This window comes from Alloalcanivorax venustensis ISO4 (assembly GCF_015356855.1).
Taxonomy (GTDB): Bacteria; Pseudomonadota; Gammaproteobacteria; order Pseudomonadales; family Alcanivoracaceae; genus Alloalcanivorax; species Alloalcanivorax venustensis.
The window spans coordinates 85,769-104,756 of the sequence record NZ_ARXR01000010.1 but is presented as its reverse complement, the minus strand read 5'-3'; the positions used below and the strand labels follow the sequence as shown (position 1 = coordinate 104,756).

At 63.8% G+C, this 18,988-nt stretch carries 18 protein-coding genes; 6 read left to right on the top strand and 12 right to left on the bottom strand.

Going from position 1 to position 18,988, the window contains the following annotated elements; all coding sequences use genetic code 11:
- Window positions 1–127: 127 nt before the first annotated feature.
- On the bottom strand, window positions 128–403 hold the full coding sequence (locus tag ISO4_RS08320; RefSeq protein ID WP_194855873.1) for an FAD assembly factor SdhE: 276 nt from the start codon (window positions 401–403) through the stop codon (window positions 128–130).
- A gap of 142 nt (window positions 404–545) precedes the next feature.
- Between ISO4_RS08320 and ygfZ the strand changes: the two genes are divergently transcribed.
- Together ygfZ and ISO4_RS08310 are read left to right on the top strand one after the other, a co-directional pair.
- Window positions 546–1,511: a CAF17-like 4Fe-4S cluster assembly/insertion protein YgfZ gene (gene ygfZ, locus ISO4_RS08315; protein ID WP_194855872.1), complete on the top strand. Its 966-nt coding sequence runs from the start codon at window positions 546–548 to the stop codon at window positions 1,509–1,511.
- Window positions 1,512–1,552: 41 nt separating this feature from the next.
- The gene (locus ISO4_RS08310; RefSeq protein ID WP_194855871.1) at window positions 1,553–2,548 is read left to right on the top strand and encodes an NAD(P)H-dependent flavin oxidoreductase; all 996 of its coding nucleotides are present in this window, start codon (window positions 1,553–1,555) and stop codon (window positions 2,546–2,548) included.
- A 338-nt stretch (window positions 2,549–2,886) separates the two neighbouring features.
- On the opposite strand, the gene ISO4_RS08305 is transcribed toward ISO4_RS08310, so the two are convergent.
- The 7 genes from ISO4_RS08305 to recJ form a co-directional block, all read right to left on the bottom strand.
- Complete coding sequence (locus ISO4_RS08305) at window positions 2,887–4,011, bottom strand: enoyl-CoA hydratase/isomerase family protein (RefSeq protein WP_194855870.1); 1,125 nt, start codon at window positions 4,009–4,011, stop codon at window positions 2,887–2,889.
- A gap of 37 nt (window positions 4,012–4,048) precedes the next feature.
- On the bottom strand, window positions 4,049–4,732 hold the full coding sequence (gene ung, locus ISO4_RS08300; protein WP_194855869.1) for a uracil-DNA glycosylase: 684 nt from the start codon (window positions 4,730–4,732) through the stop codon (window positions 4,049–4,051).
- Complete coding sequence (locus tag ISO4_RS08295) at window positions 4,725–5,393, bottom strand: TetR/AcrR family transcriptional regulator (protein WP_194855868.1); 669 nt, start codon at window positions 5,391–5,393, stop codon at window positions 4,725–4,727. Before ISO4_RS08295 ends, ung begins: the two co-directional genes overlap by 8 nt.
- A gap of 43 nt (window positions 5,394–5,436) precedes the next feature.
- The gene (lysS, locus tag ISO4_RS08290; RefSeq protein WP_194855867.1) at window positions 5,437–6,930 is read right to left on the bottom strand and encodes a lysine--tRNA ligase; all 1,494 of its coding nucleotides are present in this window, start codon (window positions 6,928–6,930) and stop codon (window positions 5,437–5,439) included.
- A 12-nt stretch (window positions 6,931–6,942) separates the two neighbouring features.
- Window positions 6,943–8,062 (bottom strand): peptide chain release factor 2 gene (prfB, locus tag ISO4_RS08285; protein WP_194855866.1). Its coding sequence is split into 2 segments (ribosomal slippage): window positions 6,943–7,989 and window positions 7,991–8,062, totalling 1,119 coding nucleotides; the frame shifts between segments, so codons are not numbered across the junction.
- A 97-nt stretch (window positions 8,063–8,159) separates the two neighbouring features.
- Window positions 8,160–8,444, bottom strand: coding sequence for a DUF7352 domain-containing protein (locus ISO4_RS08280; protein ID WP_142949466.1), 285 nt, complete (start codon window positions 8,442–8,444; stop codon window positions 8,160–8,162).
- A gap of 126 nt (window positions 8,445–8,570) precedes the next feature.
- A complete protein-coding gene (recJ, locus tag ISO4_RS08275; RefSeq protein ID WP_194855865.1) occupies window positions 8,571–10,274 on the bottom strand; it encodes a single-stranded-DNA-specific exonuclease RecJ in 1,704 nt (567 codons plus the stop codon).
- A gap of 292 nt (window positions 10,275–10,566) precedes the next feature.
- Here recJ and fadB point away from each other — a divergent pair, with 292 nt between their 5' ends.
- From fadB to ISO4_RS08255, 4 genes are all read left to right on the top strand, one after another.
- Complete coding sequence (fadB, locus tag ISO4_RS08270; RefSeq protein ID WP_194855864.1) at window positions 10,567–12,717, top strand: fatty acid oxidation complex subunit alpha FadB; 2,151 nt, start codon at window positions 10,567–10,569, stop codon at window positions 12,715–12,717.
- A 24-nt stretch (window positions 12,718–12,741) separates the two neighbouring features.
- The gene (gene fadA / locus ISO4_RS08265) at window positions 12,742–13,917 is read left to right on the top strand and encodes an acetyl-CoA C-acyltransferase FadA (protein ID WP_194855863.1); all 1,176 of its coding nucleotides are present in this window, start codon (window positions 12,742–12,744) and stop codon (window positions 13,915–13,917) included.
- 167 nt (window positions 13,918–14,084) lie between these two features.
- A complete protein-coding gene (locus tag ISO4_RS08260; protein ID WP_194855862.1) occupies window positions 14,085–14,342 on the top strand; it encodes a type II toxin-antitoxin system ParD family antitoxin in 258 nt (85 codons plus the stop codon).
- On the top strand, window positions 14,342–14,638 hold the full coding sequence (locus ISO4_RS08255) for a type II toxin-antitoxin system RelE/ParE family toxin (protein WP_194855861.1): 297 nt from the start codon (window positions 14,342–14,344) through the stop codon (window positions 14,636–14,638). The genes ISO4_RS08260 and ISO4_RS08255 overlap by 1 nt, the downstream gene beginning before the upstream one ends.
- Here ISO4_RS08255 and ISO4_RS08250 read toward each other — a convergent pair.
- From ISO4_RS08250 to ISO4_RS08235, 4 genes are all read right to left on the bottom strand, one after another.
- Complete coding sequence (locus ISO4_RS08250; RefSeq protein WP_194855860.1) at window positions 14,605–16,500, bottom strand: DEAD/DEAH box helicase; 1,896 nt, start codon at window positions 16,498–16,500, stop codon at window positions 14,605–14,607. The genes ISO4_RS08255 and ISO4_RS08250 overlap by 34 nt on opposite strands.
- A 223-nt stretch (window positions 16,501–16,723) precedes the next feature.
- Window positions 16,724–16,987: a hypothetical protein gene (locus ISO4_RS08245; RefSeq protein ID WP_194855859.1), complete on the bottom strand. Its 264-nt coding sequence runs from the start codon at window positions 16,985–16,987 to the stop codon at window positions 16,724–16,726.
- A 371-nt stretch (window positions 16,988–17,358) separates the two neighbouring features.
- Window positions 17,359–18,624 carry a type II toxin-antitoxin system HipA family toxin gene (locus tag ISO4_RS08240; protein WP_194855858.1) on the bottom strand — a complete coding sequence of 422 codons (1,266 nt, stop codon included), beginning with the start codon at window positions 18,622–18,624 and terminating at the stop codon, window positions 17,359–17,361.
- Entirely contained in the window at window positions 18,621–18,944 is a 324-nt protein-coding gene (locus ISO4_RS08235; protein ID WP_194855857.1) for a helix-turn-helix transcriptional regulator, read from the bottom strand. Before ISO4_RS08235 ends, ISO4_RS08240 begins: the two co-directional genes overlap by 4 nt.
- Between the last annotated feature and the right edge of the window lie 44 nt (window positions 18,945–18,988).

The following is an 18,988-nucleotide window of genomic DNA, read 5'->3' as shown; positions in this document are numbered from 1 at the left end:
CGCCACCAGCGCGGCCAGCCCGGCGAGCGCCGCCAGGCTCAGCGGCAGGCCACTGAGCAGGATCGCCGCCGCGCCCAGGCCGAGCGCGGCGCACCGCAACCGCCGCGGGTAGCGGGAGCCGGCCAGCTCAACCCTTCTGGGCCACACGGTCGAGCAACTCGGCGACGAAGGCGCGCAATTCCGGGTCCTCGGGCTCGGAGCGACGGGTGAACCACTCCAGCAGGTCCACGTCCTCGCACTCCAGCAGGCGGGCGAAGCGGGCGCGGCGCTGTTCGTCGTCGACCTCGAAAAACCGCTCCAGATAGGCGTTGAGCACCACCTCCACCTCGGAGGCGCCGCGCCGGCATTGCCAGTGAAAACGTCGCTTCTGTTCGGCGATATCGAGGGATTCCGGGGGTGTCATTGATGGCGCCTCTTTGGCTGATGGACTGACAGATCAGGGGTGGATTATCTATCATCATGGGCCTTGGTTTACAGCCATGCGCCCCAAACTCTGGCGTGGCATTCGCTATTTCCAAGCTCAATATTCTAAGGAAAGGGGCATTATGAGCACCTGGCAAGCCATTCTCGGCGATCAGCAACCCAGCGCGGGCGGCGTGCGGCAACCGGCGCTGGCGCTTTGCGACCACCTGGCGGTTATCCGCGTGACCGGCGACGAAGCCGGCGACTATCTGCAAGGGCAGATCACCGCCGACCTCAAGCACATCGACGAAGGCGCCCAGCGGCTGGCCATGCACCTTTCCCTGAAGGGCCGGGGGCTGGTCAGCGCCCGGGTGGCGGCGATGCCCGGCGGCTACCTGCTGGTGGTGCCCCAGGCCCGGGTGGACGACACCCTGCGCTGCTTCGAGAAATACAAACTGCGCGCCAAGGCCGATTTCCAGCCTGACCCGGAACTGGCGGTGGCGCAGCTCAGCGGCGGCGTCGACGGCACCCTCGCCGAGGCCGGCCTGCCGGTGCCCGGCGCCGGGCAGAGCGCCCACCGCGACGGCATCACCGTGCTGCGCTACGCCCACGCGGACGTGACGCTGCTGGTGGCGGCGCCGGGCTTGCTGGGCGCCCACTGGCAGGCGCTGAGCGCCGAGCGCGCCCTGGTGGACGGCAACGGCGCCCGCTTCCAGGACATCCTGGCGGGCGAAGCCCAGGTGTTCTCCGGCGGCGAGGACCTGTTCCTGCCCCAGGTATTGAATTACGATGTGCTCGGCGGCGTGAGCTTCAAAAAGGGCTGTTACACCGGCCAGGAAGTGGTGGCGCGGATGCACTTCAAGGGCAAGCTCAAGCAGCGCATGCGCGCCTTTCAGTACCAGGGGCCGCCGCTGCGCGCCGGGGAGAGCCTGCGCAACGCCGACGGCAAGGCGGTGGGCGAAGTGGTCGACAGCGCCCCGGGCGTGCCGTCTCCGGTCGCGCTGGCGGCGCTGCGCGTGACCCACGAGGGCGAGCTGTACCACGGTGACCAGCCGCTGCACGCCGAGCCGCTGGAGCTGCCCTACCCGCTACCCCAACCCAAGGCCTGAGTGAATCAGTCCCCCTTTAGCCACAACAGCCCGGAGGCGCCATGGCGTTCCAAGACTACTCTTTGATCCAGGCACCGATGGCCGGCGGCCTGTCCACCGCTGAGGGCGCCGGCCGCGCCGGCGCGCTCGGCTCGGTGGGCGCCGGCTATTTGAGCGGCGATGCCATCATGGCGGCCGCCGACGGCGTGCGGGCGGCGGGCGGCGACGCCTTCGCGATAAACCTGTTCGTTCCCGCCGAACGGGACGCCACCGATGCGGAGTGGCGCGCGGCCCTGAAGGCACTGGCGCCCTGCTATCGGCAGGCCGGGGTGCCGGCGCCGGATCACTTTTCACCGCTGCCCGACTTCCGCGAGCAGTTCGAGGCCATGCTGGAGGCGCGCCCGGCGGTGTTTTCCTGGACCTTCGGGCGCCTGCCCCGGTCGATGATGGCCGCCTGCCGGGCGCGCGGCATCACCCTGGTGGGCACCGCCACCCACCGTGACGAGGCGCTGGCGCTGGCCGGCGACGGCGTCGACGGCATCGTGCTGCAGGGCGAGGAAGCCGGCGGCCACCGTGGCGGGGTGGACCCGCAGGGCGAGGGCCTGCCGCTGGCCGAGCTGCTGAGCGCCTGTCGGGATATCGGGACGCCGCTGATCGCCGCCGGCGGGCTGATGGACGGCGCCGATGTGGCGCGGGTGATGGCCGCGGGCGCGGCCACCGGCCAGCTGGGCACGGCGTTTTTGCGCTGCCCGGAGGCCGGTACCGCCGACGGCTGGCGCCAGGCGCTGGCCGACGCCGGGCCGGATGCCACCGCGGTGACGCGGGCGGTGTCCGGGCGCTGGGCGCGGGGCATCGCCAACGCCTGGATGGACGGGCGGGCGCCCACCGAGGTGGCGCCCTACCCGGACCAGCACCGGCTCACTTCGCCGCTGCGCAAGGCCGCCGGCGTGGAGTGGAAGAGCCTGTGGGCCGGGACCGGGGCGCATCGGGGTCGGGCGTTGCCGGTTGAGGAGCTGGTTCGGGTGATTGAGGAGGAGCGTCGGGCGGCGGGTCGGTAGGTCGGTGTGATCCTCCAGTGAGGCCTCACCCTCCAGGAAGACGCGCCGGGGTTGGGTACCGCCATCCAGAACACGCCGTAAATACGTCCCTGTAGGCTCGATTCGCGCATCCCTGCGCTCATACGGTTCTGGATGGCGGTACCCAACCCCGGCGCTTGTGCTGGCTGGTGGCTTGTGGGAGCGGGCCCTGCCCGCGAAAGGCAAGCTGTGCTTGCCGGCGGGATGCCAGGGCGCTATCCCAAACCCTCCATCAAGACCTCTGGGATCCTGCCGGCCGGCTTGCCGGCCTTTCGCGGGCGAGGCCCGCTCGCACAAGCACAAGCCCACCACCCCCAGGCTCAGAGGTCGGCTAGGGGGTGCTGCGGCGCCGGGTTCTGGAAGAAGCTGTCGATGTAGCTGGGGTCGATCTGGTCGACGTCGCGGTGGCGGAAGCGGGGTTTGCCGTCCTTGTCGATGAGCAGGGCGCGGACGCCTTCGCGGAAGTCGGCGTGCAGGGTGCATTGCACCGCCAGGCACCATTCCATGCGGAACACTTCGGCCAGGGACAGGTGGCGGCTGCGCCGCAGTTGTTCCCAGACCAGGTGGGCGGTTTGCGGGCAGCCGTCGGCGAGGGTGGCGCGGGCTTTGTCGAGCCAGCCGTCGCATTGTTTGTGCTCGAGGATGCGGTGCACCACTTCGTTGACGGTGGCGGCGTCGCAGAGGGTGTTGATGGTGTCGAGATGATCCATCACCGCCGGGGTGAGGCTGTCCGGGCGGGTGGCGAGATCCTGCAGGGTGCGGTGCAGTTGCCGGCGGTTGGCGTCGCGGTCGTCCTGGTAGTGGGTTTCGGCCAGGGCGTCGAGCACCTGCTCGCGGTCGGCGTCGACGAAGCGGTCGGCGAGCCCCAGGTCGAGGGCGTCGCGGGCGTTGAGGTGGACGCCGGTGAGGCCCAGGAACAGACCGGTTTTGCCGGGCAGGCGGTTGAGGAACCAGCTGGCGCCCACGTCCGGGAACAGGCCGATGGTGATTTCCGGCATGGCGAGCCGGCTTTTCGGGGTCACCAGGCGGAACTGGCTGGCCTGCATCAGGCCCATGCCGCCGCCCATCACTACGCCGTCCGCCCAGCAGATCACCGGGGTCTCGGAGGTGTGCAGGCGATGGTCGAGGCGGTATTCACTGGCGAAGTAGTGCTCGGTGAACGGGTTCCGGCTTTGCCCGGCGTGCTTGACCATGGCGCCGTGCAGGGCGACCACGTCGCCGCCGGCGCTGAGCGCCTTGCCGCCGTTGCCTTCCAGCCAGATCGCCACGACCTCTTCGCGGGCCTGCCAGTCGGTGATTTGCCGGTCGAGGGCTTCGATCATTTCCAGGCTGAGGGCGTTGAGCGAGCGCGGCGCGTTGAGCGTGGCGCGGCCGATCAGGTGGCCGCTGCCGGTGGGGCGTTCTTCGAACTGTACACTTTCTTGGAACTGTACATTGTCGGTCATGCCGAAAGGGTCCTTAATGGGTCGGTGATGCGAAGGTTCACAGGGACCAGTCGATGGGGTCCTTGCCTTGTTGCAGAAGGTACTGGTTGGCGCGGGAAAAGTGCCCGCAGCCCAGGAAACCGCGATGCGCGGAGAGCGGCGACGGGTGCGGCGCGGTGAGCACGCAGTGGCGCTGGCGGTCGATCAGCTTGCCTTTTTTCTGGGCGTAGCTGCCCCACAGAAAAAACACCACGCCTTCGCGCTCGCGGTTGATGTGCTCGATGGCCTGGTCGGTGAATTCTTCCCAACCCTGGCGCTGGTGCGAGGCGGCCTGGCCGGCGCGCACGGTGAGCACCGCGTTGAGCAGCAGCACACCCTGGCGCGCCCAGGCGTCCAGGTTGCCGTGGTCCGGGGCCGGGATGCCCAGGTCCCGTTCGATTTCCTTGAAGATATTGATCAGCGACGGCGGCGTGCGCACGCCCGGCTGCACCGAGAAGCACAGCCCGTGGGCCTGGTTGGGGCCGTGGTACGGGTCCTGGCCGAGAATCACCACCTTGACCTGGTCGAAGGGGGTCTCGTTAAAGGCGCGGAAGATGTCCGGGCCGGGCGGGTAGACGGTCTCGCCGGCCTGCTTTTCCTGGCGCAGGAAGGCTTTCAGATCCTGCATGTAGGGCTTGGTGAATTCGTCACCGAGCACCTGCTTCCAGCCCGGCTCCAACTCCACCGAGGACTGTTCAGCCATGGGGGACCAGCTTCTCCAAAAGGTGCTGCATGCGTTTGTTGAGCGCCTTTTCGTCGGCCCATTCCGGGTGGGCGAGCAGGCGCACCTCGGTGGCGAGCAGGAAGCTGTGGATCAGCTCCGCGTCCAGTTCCGGGCTTTCCGACCCCACCGCCCGGCAGGCGTCGATCAGCAGCGACGACATTTCCTTGAGGTAGAGGTCCGCCAGCCCCCGCAGGCGCGGGTCGAGAATCGCCTCCTGGAAGAACGCCTGCTCGGCGATCAGATGCTCGCGGCGATTGGTCACCTCATCGAGGATGAACGCGGTGGTCATCGACGCCAGCGACTCGATCAGACGGGCGCGGTCGGGCTCCTGGTGGCTGGCCTGGGCCTGGAACTGCTGGATCAAGCCGAACGCCTGGTCGCGGAACGGGCGGATCACCTCTTCCAGGGCACGCTCCGCGAACAGCGTGAAGGCGTCCGCGATCAGGTCGGAGATGTCCTTGAAGTAATAGGTGGTGGCGGACAGCGGCACATCCGCCTCGCGGGCCACGGCGCGGTGGCGCACCGCGCGGATGCCGTCGGTGACGATAATGTTAAGCGCCGCGTCCAGAATGGCCTGGCGACGTTGTTCACTGCCGGCGCGACGGGCCTTGCGACCCTGATACTGAATGGCTGAACTCATAACGGCCTTCACTTTGTTATTCGTTAATGCGCGCTGGTATCGGCTAGCGCGGTCGCATGTGAGGAAACAGGATTACATCACGAATAGAGGGAGAATTCGTGAACAACATTACCAGACGGTCGATGCCGATGCCCTCGCCGGCGGTGGGCGGCAGGCCGTGTTCCAGAGCGGTGATGTAGTCTTCGTCGTAGAACATGGCTTCGTCGTCCCCCGCTTCTTTTTCGGCCACCTGGGCGCGAAAACGTTCCGCTTGATCCTCGGCGTCGTTGAGCTCGGAGAAGCCGTTGGCGATCTCGCGGCCGCCGACGAAGAACTCGAAGCGCTCGGTGACGAAGGGGTCGTCGTCCTTGCGGCGGGCCAACGGCGACACTTCGGTGGGGTAATCGGTAATGAAGGTCGGGTCCTTGAGGCGATGCTCGACGGTCTTCTCGAAGATCTCGATCTGCACCTTGCCCAGGCCCCAGCCGTCCTTCACAGGGATACCCAGCCGTTCGGCGATGCCGCGGGCGCCCTGCTCGTCCGCCAGGGTGGCGGCGTCGATGTCGTCGTTGTACTGCAGGATGGAATCGAACACCGACAGCCGCGCGAACGGCTTGCCGAAGTCGTAGACGTCATCCTGGTAGGGAATCTCGGTGGTGCCGAGCACGTCCTGCGCCAGGGTGCGCAGCATGTCCTCGGTGAGGTTCATCAGGTCGTTGTGATCCGCGTAGGCCTGGTAGAACTCCAGCATGGTGAATTCCGGATTGTGCCGGGTGCTGAGGCCTTCGTTGCGGAAGTTGCGGTTGATCTCGAACACCCGCTCGAAACCGCCCACCACCAGCCGCTTCAGGTACAGTTCCGGCGCGATGCGCAGGTACATGTCCAGGTCCAGGCTGTTGTGGTGGGTGATGAACGGCCGCGCCGTGGCGCCGCCAGGGATCACCTGCAGCATCGGGGTTTCCGCTTCCACGAAACCGTGGCGCACCAGGTAGTTGCGGATGCCGGCCACCATTTGTGAGCGGATCTGGAAGGTGCGGCGGCTTTCTTCGTTGACGATCAGGTCCACGTAGCGCTGACGGTAGCGGGACTCGGTGTCGGTGAGGCCTTTGTGTTTTTCCGGCAGCGGGCGCAGCGATTTGGTGAGCAGCAGGTACTCGTCCATCATCACGTACAGGTCGCCCATGCCGGATTTGCACAGGGTGCCGCGCACGCCCACCACGTCGCCCAGGTCCCAGTGCTTGGTGTCTTTCTGCACCGGCTTGGGGGCGAAGATCTGGATGCGCCCGGACATGTCCTGCAGCACCTTGAAGGCTTTGCGGTCGAGCATCAGGCGCCCGGCCACGGCCACCTGGATGTTCTTTTCTTCCAGCTCTTCCTTGCTCAGCTCGCCGTACTGTTTTTGCAGGTCGGCGGCCAGGCTGTCGCGGCGGAAGTGGTTGGGAAACGCCTCACCGCTTTCGCGCCACTCGTTGAGCTTGGCGCGCCGCTCGGCGATCAGACGGTTTTCGTCGGCGCCTTCGTGGGCGGCGTCGTTGGGGGTATTCTGTTCGTCAGCCATGTGTTTAACCTTTTAAAGCCCTGCCTTCAGCGAGGCCTGGATAAAGCGGTCCAGGTCGCCGTCGAGGACCTGCTGGGTGTTGTGGCTTTCCACGTTGGTGCGCAGGTCCTTGATGCGGCCGTCGTCGAGCACGTAGGAGCGGATCTGGCTGCCCCAGCCGATGTCCGACTTGCCCTCTTCCTGCTTCTGCTTTTCGGCGTTGCGCTTTTGCAGCTCCAGGTCGTAGACCTTGGCCTGCAGCATGCGCATGGCCTGGTCCTTGTTCTGGTGCTGGGAGCGGCCGTTCTGGCACTGCGTCACCAGAGTGGTTTCCTCGCCGGTGTCCGGGTCGGTGTGCACATAGGTCAGGCGCACCGCGGAATCGGTCCGGTTCACGTGCTGACCGCCGGCGCCGGAGGCGCGGTAGGTGTCGACACGGATCTTGGACGGATCGATGTCCACGTCGATGTCCTCGTCCACTTCCGGGGACAGGAATACCGAGGCGAAGGAGGTGTGGCGGCGGCCGCCGGAGTCGAACGGGCTCTTGCGCACCAGGCGGTGCACGCCGATCTCGGTGCGCAGCCAGCCGTAGGCGTACTCGCCCTCAAAGCGCACGGTGGCGGACTTGATGCCGGCCACGTCGCCGTCGGAGGCTTCCACCAGCTCGGTCTTGAAGCCGTGCGCCTCGCCCCAGCGCAGGTACATGCGCAGCAGCATCTCGGCCCAGTCCTGGGCTTCGGTGCCGCCGGAGCCGGCCTGGATGTCCAGATAGGCGTTGGAGGCGTCCATCTCGCCGGAGAACATGCGGCGGAATTCCAGGTCGGCGACCATCCGCTCCAGGCGCTGCAGGTCCGCTTCCACTTCCGCGACGGTGGCTTCGTCACCCTCTTCCACCGCCAGCTCGAGCAGATCGCGGGTGTCACCGATGCCCTGGCCGGCCTGGTCCAGGGTGGCGACGATGAATTCCAGTTGCGAGCGCTCCTTGCCCAGGGCCTGGGCCCGTTGGGGCTCGTTCCAGACGTCCGGCAGGGCCAGTTCGCGCTCTACTTCGACCAGTCGTTCGCTCTTCTGGTCGTAGTCAAAGATACCCCCTCAGCGCATCGACGCGCTCGGCCAGGTCGGTGAGGTGGGTTCTCAGCGGATTCACTTCCATAAAGGTTCTCAGTGCGCTTTCAATAGAATGGGAAAAGCCGCGTATTCTACCGTTTCAGCCGGCCCCTGACGAGGCCGGGGCCGGCGGGCACCGGGGGTCAGTCCACCAGTTCGTAGACGTGGAAGGCCTCGGGTTTGAGGTTATCCAGGGTGGTGCCGATGTAGACGGCGTTGTTGGGGATGCCGCTGCCGGTGGCGAATACTTTGAAGCGGCGCACTTCCTTGGGGGTGTCGATGACGGTGTCGGCGTCCACTTCCACCCACATGTAGATGGCGCGTTCCTGCTGGATAAAGTCAACGCGCAGCACATCACCTTCTTCCGGCAGGCGCAGTTCCTGCACATCGGTGCCGGCTTCCAGGCGGTGTTTGTGAATTGTTTTCATGCTTCCCTCCGTTAGGGGCTGCCAGACATCGCCGGCCTTTTGGGCCGCGCGAGAATCGAATCGGGTACAACACGCCGGGGCGGCGCGAACGGCAATGCTAGCAAAGTGCCCCCTACAAGGCACCCGTTACGCGGGTCTGAGGTGCTCGAAGAGCAGCTGCGGGTTACGGTTGCCGCGGAATTCGTTCACTTCCAGGCGGTAGATGCCGTACACCCGGCGCAGGCGGTCGCCGAGCTGGTCCAGATCGGCGTTGAAGTGGATGCCGTCCACCACCCCGCCGCAGCCGGGCAGGCCCAGGGTGAGCTTGAGGTGGCGCTCGCCGACCACGCGGCTGTCGAGCACCTCGAATTCACCGTCGAAGCGCGGCGGCGGGAAGCCCTGGCCCCAGGGGAAGCGGTGGCTGAGGATTTCCGCGGTGTCCAGGCAGAGGTCGATCTCCTCAAGGGCGCCGTCGGTTTCCACCACCTCGTCGAACAGGTCGGCGCTGGCCACCGCCGCCACCGCGTCCCGGAACGCCTCGGTGAAGGCCGGCAGATGGTCGGCGCGCAGGGTCATGCCGGCGGCCATGGCGTGGCCGCCGAACTTGTGCAGCATTTCCGGGTGGGCGGTGGCCACCGCGTCCAGCACGTCGCGCAGGTGCAGGCCGGGTATCGAGCGGCCGGAGCCCTTGAGCATGCCCTTCTCGCGGGCCGGGGCGAAGGCGATCACCGGCCGGTGCACCGACTCCTTGACCCGCGAGGCGAGGATGCCCACCACCCCTTCGTGCCAGTCCGGGCCGTGCAGGCAGAGCGCGGCGGGCAGCTCGCGCTCGCGCAGCCGCGCCACTTCCAGCATGGCGGCGTCGCGCATGCCCTGCTCGATGCCGCGCCGCTCGCGGTTGATGGTGTCCAGCTCCTCGGCGAAGCGGCGCGCCTGTTCCTCGCTGTCCGCCAGCAGGCATTCGATGCCGTGGCTCATGTCGGTGAGTCGGCCGGCGGCGTTGAGGCGCGGCCCGGCGGCGAAGCCCAGGTCCGCCGCCACCACCTTGGCGGGATCGCGGCCGGCCACCCGCAACAGGGCGCGCAGGCCGGGGCTGCCCTTGCCGGCGCGGATGCGCCGCAGGCCCTGCTCCACCAGAATGCGGTTGGCGTCGTCCAGGATCACCACGTCGGCCACGGTGCCCAGGGCGACCAGGTCCAGCAGGTCGAGCACCGGGCTCTTGATGCCCAGGCGGCGCTGCACCGCCAGCAGTAAATAGAAGGCGACGCCGACGCCGGCCAGGTTGCGCGCCGGGAAGCCGTCCTCGCACAGGCGCGGATTGACCAGGGCGTCCGCGTCCGGAAGCTGGTCGCCGGGCAGGTGGTGGTCGGTGATCAGCACGCGCATGCCGGCGGCCCGGGCGGCGGCCACGCCGTCGACGCTGGCGATGCCATTATCCACGGTGATGATCAGGTCCGGGGCCAGGGTCTCCCGGGCCAGCTCGACGATCGCCGGCGACAGGCCATAGCCGTACTCGAAGCGGTTGGGCACCAGGTAGTCCGGGCGCCGGAAGCCCAGGCCGGCCAGCCCGCGCACCATCAGCGCGGTGGCGGTGGCGCCGTCGGCGTCGTAGTCGCCCACCACGCAGATGCGCCAGTGCTCTTCGCGGGCCTGCTGCAGCAGGTCCACCGCCGCGCCCAGGCCGTTGAAGCCGTCCGGGTGCGGCAGGCGGCCCAGACTCAGCTGCAGCTGCTCTTCCCGGGTGACGCCGCGGGCGGCCAGCACCCGGGCCAGCAGCGGCGGCACGCCGGGCCAGTCGGGCACGGTGTCCAGGGTACGGCGGCGGATCTCGGGAAAAGGACGTGCGCTCATCAATTCAGCCTGGCGGAAAGACGCGGCAAGGGTCCGCATAGACGCCTCCCGAGTCAAGATACTCCGGGCCCGGCTTGCTGTATCCTCCTCATGGCTGAAAGCGCCGGTGGTTGAAAGACCCCGCCCCGCACCCAATACAGGCGGGAAGCGGGCTTGCAACGACCGGCAAGTCACAAAAAGGGACTGAATGTATGCCCTTTGCTTTCATATACTTGGCGCCCCCGAGTGAGGAACCACAGGCTCACCAAGGCGGCTGGCCGGCCGCATACTTTGGGACTGGAGAGCAAACGATATGATTTACCAAGGCAACGCCGTAAGCGTACAACTGCTTGACGACGGGATCGCCGAACTGAAGTTCGACCTTCAGGGCGAGTCCGTGAACAAGTTCGACCGAGCCACCCTGGAAGACCTGAGCAAGGCCACCGAGGCCCTCAAAGGCAACGACCAGGTGAAGGGCATCGTCGTCACCTCCGCGAAAAACGTGTTCATCGTTGGCGCGGACATCACCGAATTCACCGAAATGTTCGCCCAGGACGAAGCGGAGATCGCCAAATGGTCCCGCCAGGCGAACGACATCTTCAACGCCTTCGAAGACCTGGACGTGCCGAAAGTGGCCGCCATCAACGGCTTCGCCCTGGGCGGCGGCCTGGAAATGTGCCTGGCCTGCGAATTCCGCGTGATGAGCGAACAGGCCCAGGTGGGCTTCCCGGAAGTGAAGCTGGGCATCTACCCCGGTTTCGGCGGCACCGTGCGCGCGCCGCGCCTGATGGGCGTGGACAACGCCATTGAGTGGATCTCCGCCGGCGGCCAGCACAAGCCGGAAAAAGCCTTCAAGGACGGCATGGTGGACGCCGTGGTCAAGCACGACGACGTGCGTGACGCCGCCATCGACCTGGTGAAGCAGTGCCTGGCCGGCAAGATCGACTTCCGCGCCAAGCGCCAGGAAAAGCTGGAGCCGCTGCCGATGCCTCCCATGGAGCAGATGATGGCGTTCCAGACCGGTTCCGCCATGGTCCAGCAGCAGGCCGGCAAGAACTACCCGGCGCCCATGGAAGCGGTAAAATCCATGCAGAAAGCCGCCGGCATGAAGCGCAACGAAGCGCTGGACGTGGAGTCCAAGGGCTTCGCCAAGGTCGCCAAGACCCCGCAGGCCACCGCCATGGTGGGTCTGTTCCTGGCCGACCAGCAGGTTAAGAAAGTGAACGGCAAGACCGCCAAGGCCAGCCGCGAGATCAACAACGCGGCGGTACTGGGCGCGGGCATCATGGGCGGCGGCATCGCCTTCCAGTCCGCCCTGAAAGGCACCCCCATCGTGATGAAGGACATCAAGGCGGAAGCCCTGGACCTGGGCATGAACGAAGCCTCCAAGCTGCTCGCCAAGCGCGTCAGCAAAGGCAAGATGGACGCCGCCAAAATGGGCAAGACCCTGTCCATGATCCGCCCCACCCTGAGCTACGGTGACTTCACCAACATCGACGTGGTCGTCGAAGCGGTGGTCGAGAACCCGAAGATCAAGCAGTCCGTGCTGGCGGAAACCGAGGAAGTGCTGGGTGATGACGCGGTGCTCGCGTCCAACACCTCCACCATTTCCATCACCCGCCTGGCGGAAGCCCTGAAGAAGCCGGAGAACTTCGGCGGCATGCACTTCTTCAACCCGGTGCACATGATGCCCCTGGTGGAAGTGATCCGCGGCGAGAAGACCTCCGACGAAACCGTCGCCACCCTGGTCAAGTACGCCCAGAAGATGGGCAAGAACCCGGTGGTGGTGAACGACTGCCCCGGCTTCCTGGTGAACCGCGTTCTGTTCCCCTACTTCGCCGGCTTCGGCATGCTGGTGCGCGACGGCGCCGACTTCCAGCAAGTCGATAAGGTGATGCAGAAGTTCGGCTGGCCCATGGGCCCCGCCTACCTGCTCGACGTGGTCGGCATCGACACCGGCGTGCACGCCGCCGAAGTGATGGCCGAAGGCTTCCCCGACCGCATGCAGCACGACTTCAAGGACCCGTCCGAGATCATGTTCGAAAACGAACGCTATGGTCAGAAGAACGGCATCGGCTTCTACAAGTACGAAGAAGACAAGAAGGGCAAGCCCAAGAAGGTGGTCGACGAGAAGACCTACGAGCTGATCAAGCCGATGGTCACCGGCGAGTCCAAGGAGTTCGACGCCGACGACATCATCGCCCGCATGATGATTCCGATGTGCACCGAAACCATCCGCTGCCTGGAAGACAACATCGTCGGCTCCGCCGCCGAAGCCGACATGGCCATGATCTACGGCATCGGCTTCCCGCCGTTCCGCGGTGGCCCGCTGCGCTACATCGACAGCATCGGCACCAAGGCGTTCGCGGAACTGTGCGACAAATACGCCCACCTGGGTAAGCTTTACGAAGCCCCCCAGCTGCTTAAAGACAAGGCCGCCAAAGGCGAAGCCTTCTTCGCGTAAGGCACGGGCAAAGGAGATTTTGAAATGAGCTTGAATCCGAAAGACGTCGTCATCGTCGATGCCGTGCGCACCCCCATGGGCAAAAGCCGTAACGGCCAGTTCCGCAACGTGCGCGCGGAAAAACTGTCCGCGCTGCTGATCCAGGCGCTGATGGCGCGCAACCCCAACTGGAGCATCGAAGAAACCGAAGATGTGATCTGGGGCTGTGTGAACCAGACCAAGGAACAGGGCATGAACATCGCCCGCAACATTTCCATGCTGGCCGGCCTGCCGCGCACCAGCGCCGCGCAGACCGTGAACCGCCTGTGCGGCTCCTCCATGCAGGCTCTGCACAGCGCCGCCCAGGCCATCGAAACCGGCAACGGCGATGTGTTCGTGATCGGCGGCGTGGAGCACATGGGCCATGTGGCCATGGACCACGGCGTGGACCTCAACCCCGAGCTTTCCAAGTACACCGCACGGGCCTCCAACATGATGGGCCTGACCGCGGAAATGCTCGGCCGCATGCACGGCATCACCCGTGAACAGCAGGACCAGTTCGGCGTGCGCTCCCACAAGAAAGCCTGGGAAGCCACCGAACAAGGCCGCTGGAAGAACGAGATCGTGCCGATCGAAGGCCACGACGCCGAAGGCCGCAAGGTACTCTGCGAAATCGACGAGACCATCCGCGCCAACGCCAGCCTGGAAGACATGGCCAAACTGCGCCCGGTGTTCGACCCGGCCAGCGGCTCCGTGACCGCCGGCACCTCCTCGGCCCTGTCCGACGGTGCCAGCGCCATGCTGGTGATGAGCGCCGAGCGCGCCCAGGCCCTGGGCCTCAAGCCCCGCGCCAAGATCCGCAGCATGGCCGTGGCCGGCTGTGACGCGGCCATCATGGGCTACGGCCCGGTGCCCGCCACCCAGAAAGCCCTGAAACGGGCCGGCCTGACCATCGACGACATCGACTACGTCGAGCTCAACGAAGCCTTCGCCGCGCAGTCCCTGCCGGTCCTGAAGGACCTCAAGCTGCTCGACAAGATGGACGAGAAGGTCAACCTGAACGGCGGCGCCATCGCCCTGGGCCACCCCCTGGGCTGCTCCGGCGCACGCATCACCGGCACCCTGCTCAACGTACTGGAAGGCAACGACGGCCAGATCGGTCTTGCCACCATGTGCATTGGCTTGGGCCAGGGTATTGCCACGGTGATTGAGCGGGTTTAAGAATTCGCTTTATTCATTGTTGGTGATATGAAGAAGCCCCGGCGGGATTTCCCGGCGGGGTTTTTCTTTGTGTGGGAGCTGCCTAAATCGCGATCAATATCCATAGATTGACAATCTCTGAGCACCGTCTAACATTACCATAATCCCCTCTTTTCAGGAGAGTGAGCATGCATATCTCACTGACCCCCGAACTCGAAGCCCGCATCAAGGCCAAGGTGGACAGCGGCCTGTATAACAACGCCAGCGAAGTTATCCGGGAATCCCTGCGGTTCGTGGAAACCCATGAGGCATGGATCAACGAGCTCAAGCTGGCCAAGCTGCGTGAGCAGCTTCAGGTAGGCATGGTGCAGTTGGACCAGGGCGACGGCATTCGCGTGGACAGCAAAGCCGGCCTGGATGACCTGTTCGACGACCTGAAAGCCTGATGGCTTCGTTGTCGCTGGTTTTGTCGCCCGCCGCCCGGGAGGATCTGCGCGCCATCCACCAATACGGATCACGCCAATGGGGCAAGCCCCGATCCGACGACTACATGAACTCGCTAAACGACAAACTCTGGTTGTTACTGCAACAACCGGAAGTCGGCGCCGCCCGGCCCGAGCTATCGCCTGACGTCCGCAGTGTGTCCGTTACCAGTCATGTGATTTTCTACCGGGTCCAGAGGGAACAGTTGCAAATCATTCGAATTCTTCATGGTAGGCAAGACGTTAATCGACATCTTTGATCGTGCTCGGAAAGCCGTTCCAGAAACCAATTCTCGCCGCTTCCCGTAAGCAACAGCTGCCGTCTTGCCCGTGTCATTCCCACATAGAGCAGGCGCACCTGGTGCTCCAGATGCTCCTCGTCATGCTTCAACCCACCTAGCCCTGCCAACACCACGGTATCGAACTCCAACCCTTTACTGCTTTGCCGAGTAAGCAAAGTCACGCGTTCCGAACTGGCATCATAAGTCGTTTTGTCAGTCTTTCCCTTTAACCAAGAACAGTCTATCCCTTTAGCTTTTATGGCTTTATGTATTACTCCAGCCTGCCAGTTGTGACCGTACACTACAGCCATACTGTTAAGTGGCTTACCTTGACTACTCCATTGGCTAATGCAGCGTGCAATATAGGCGGCTTCCTCGCTGAAATGATCAAAGCGCCTGAATTGCGGCAGAGGGCCACTTGTACCGGCCACTTCCGGGGCAATAAGTGGAATGTGATCATCATCCGCGTCCTGCGCTTGCAGAAAGTCCTTGGCGAAGTCGTAAGCAAAACCGAGAATCTCGCGAGTATTGCGATAGTTGAGCCTAAGAATAGTGGTGCGTCCACGGGCCTCGATACCCGCGCTGGAAAGCGGAAATTTCAGGCTGCGCTTTTTGTAGATGGACTGGGCGTCGTCGTAAAGTAGCAGCAAGGAGTTAGTGTCCGGATCGATCATCTGGACGACTAGCTTGAGCCATTCCTGTTCGAAGTCGTGCCCCTCGTCGATCATCACCGCGCTGTATTGGGCGCGGGGTATCTGGTCTTTATCCACGGCCTGGATGACCGTCTCTACTTCCCTCTCCCAATAGGGTGCGACGCCTTGTATCAGCTCCACGTTGTAGGTTTTACGTTGCAGGCCGCACCATTCGTGGAAGTGGTGCACCTGTACTTTCTCTTCGATGCCTTTCTCCGCAATGAAGCTGCGCAGCCTGGCGGCCAGGGTAATGTTGAAACAGAGCACCAGGATGGGTTTGGTGACGGCCTGGGCCAGGTGCAGGCAACGGTAGCCGAGGATCAGGGTTTTACCGGAGCCGGCGACGCCGTGGATGACGCGGTGCCCGTCGCCCATGCTTTTGGCGAGCTGCTCCTGTTGTAGGTCCATAACGCGGACGATGTCGGGGATGACCAGCTCATTCTCTTGGTAGGTTTGCCCGTCGACCGGGTCGTCATCTTGGCCTTCTTCAACGAACAAGGTTTGCTGCGGGGCGTTGATTCGGATTTCCGGGAAGAGCTGCCAGCGGATGCGATCGATCTGCGGGAGCGTGAGCTTTTCGCCGAAGGCGTATTCGAACATGCCCCAGAGCCGGGCCTGAAACGCCTCTGGGTCGGCGGTGGCGGTCATTTCGTCTTTACAGATCAGGCGGTGTGGGGGCAGAACCAGTTCCTGGTCCGCTTCCGAAATGGCCTCGTTCCATTGCTTACGGGTGATATTGGGGAAGACCACCCCATAGCCCCACGGAAAACAGAGCTTGCCCTTGAAGCGGCCGTCGGGCTGCATCAGGTGTGGATCGCGCTGCAAGCGGTTTATGGCCACCAGGGCGCACTGGCGTGCCTGCTCCAGGGGATTGCTGACGGTTTTAAGGCCCTGCTGGGTATATATCTCGGCGTCACGCGGGGTGAGGCGCTTGAGGGTGTCCAGCTTCCAGTCTTTGACCTCTAGGAACAGCAGGCCCCGGCCGGGGTGTAGGATGATGTAGTCGGGGTAGCGGCGCTGACGGCCCAGGGGGATGTCGTACCAGACGGTGTAGTCGTCCTCCAGCAGGCTTTCCAGGCGCTGGCCCAGGCGCCGTTCGCCGGGCATCATGCCGCGAATAGTGCTGAGGCTGGGAATCACCGTGGCCATTAGGGTCAGCCCCGGCGGGCAACGGCTTCGCGGGTGGTTGTTTCAGAGCCCATAGCGGGCCGGCGGGTGCGCTCACGGACAGACATCCCTTTCCCCTGAATCATTATTCTTTCGCCTGGCCTCTCCGGGCCGGCGGTTATTATTTTGTGATGCAGGTCCGAAATTACACCATCTTGTGGCGCGAATGAAAGCAAAACGAGCGGCTGTCACCACCGAAGAGGGGTTAATCGGGCGCCTGTTCAATCTCTGGCCCGGGGCCGGACGAGACAGTGCTTTCCCTATTCAGATCCATGGCGACCAAGTATTTCCTTCTCTGGTTTGGCCGCTCACTCAGGGAAAGTTGGGCGGAGTGGCCTTGCTCCACGGTCCAATAAACGGTTTGGAAACGCTCTACCGTCTTGTTCATACCTTCAAACCAAAGCAGCAGCTTCTCCCACAGCGTCAAGTTGAAGGTATCCAACTCGGGGTCTCCAAACCGCTGCTCCATGGCTTGCCTCTGCCGCCGAAAGTAATGTCGTTGCGCCTCTTCGGTGTCAAAGGCCACGGCCTGACTGATACAACGGTGCCTTCGTTGCATCGATAGACGCTGGTTTCACGTTTCCGGGCACCTGAGCGCTCAAAGCCCAGCATGCCCTGGCGAAGCATCTCTTCGAGGGGCAGTCCAGGCTTGGCGCCTCGGGCTATTTCCATTGCGTGGACGTTCCTACATGAATCACCCGGAGATACGCCCAAAAAGAGATCAGCCACGACGATTCGCGGTATCAGCAGCGCGCTCAGCAACACGCTTGATAGCAACATTATTTTCTGGGGTGGCAAGATATTCATAGGAAACCCTTCGGCCGCATATGCTGGTCTCAATTACACTCGGAAGTCCGCCTGAAGGCCACACCAGTGCGCTTTGAGAATGTCTTTGTGGGCATCATCCATGGGCAGCTCGTTGAGCGCCTCAGGCCAAAGAGCGCGCGCCTTATCCATCACATCCTCCAACTGTGGCTGGATCGCACGCCACGGCACATCGGCCTTTGCAGCCCAGTGCTCGAAATGGTTCATAGTGATATCACCCCAGGACTTGGTTTTGCCGAGATTCAGTGCGAATTGGCTTTCCCCTTCGATATAAGCGCGGGTGGTGACGATATCGTAAGCGGGTGACAGAACCGGGGTCATTCGATCCGTGTAGAGCAAACTCCAGTTCTTCAGGTGCGCGTCGCCATTGGCGAGCAGAACATTGACCAGCAATCGCCTCGCAAACTGCTGAACGTCGGTTAAGGCCTCGCCGGAAAACTGGTAGAGGACCCGGGCGATTTGTTCATAGTTCGCCGAGCCGTATTTTTCGTGGGGGTACTTCATCAGCACCTGGGCGAAATCTTCCATGTGCACGCGCTGCCCTTGATCGCGATCAAAACGACGGATTGCAAAGGCCTGCTTTTCATCCGGTAAATTTATGGCCGGCAGGTTATCCAGCTTGTCCAGGTCGACGAGGCGGACATCGGGAATCTCCACACCCACCAGCTCGGCGAGCTTCATAGCGGTGTATTCGTTCTCGGGCACGTGGCGGTGTGTGGTGGACGGCGTTTTGATGATCCAGTCGCCCAACTCATCCCCAGTGGCCAGATTGTAACGGCCGTCTCCCTCTTTCATGGAGAACTTCATTTGCACACCCGCCAGCGAGAATTTTTTCTCGTTTCGGGCGCCAACAATCCGGACTGGCTTCGCCTGGCCCAACGCTTCCGCCAGCGTTTCCGGCAGGTCATCGGGGTCGGCCGGCTCGGCAACGATAGCGCCGGGCAAGTCGCGCCCCAGATAGGCCAGAAAGTCGAACTCGCTGTCCCGGTGTACTTTCAATCCCTGAGCGATAAAGTCGCGCAACGCACCTTCCGGCAACAGATTGGAAAGCACGGGATGAACTCGCTGTTTGGCCACCCAAGGCCTGGAAAGGAGTTTGTCCGCCGTGGGAAACTCCGGATGGGTGGTCAAACTGAACGTGGGACGCAGGGGATCTTCCCGAAATGCGTGATCGAAGGTCAGGACGTTCTGGCCATTCGTGAATCCGGCCAAATAGCCGACATGGCGGCCATGCAGGGACAGCCGCAGCACTCGGGCCTCCAGGGGGATCGGAGCGCTCATTCTCCGTCCCCCAGAAGCCCGGCCCAAGGGTCATCGGGCAGCGATGGAGCTTCGCTGTAGTCTGGCGCATCACTTTCACGCACAGGCAACGCTTTGCCCTCAAGCACCGCCTTAACCGCAGCAAGCTTTTCGCGGGGAATAAGCATCAGCTCGCTATTCAGCCCTTTGGCCACCAGCTCCAGAGTGTCCAGTCGTGGGTTGCCCTTGGCCTCCAAGAGTTGGTACTGCTGGCGAGGCATACCCACACGCGTCCCCATATCCTCCTGTCGGAGGCCGAGTGCTTTTCTGCGTGCTTTGAGCTGCTGACGCATGGTACTCATGAGGCATCCTATCAATTGCTTTTACCTTAAAAGAAACATAACAG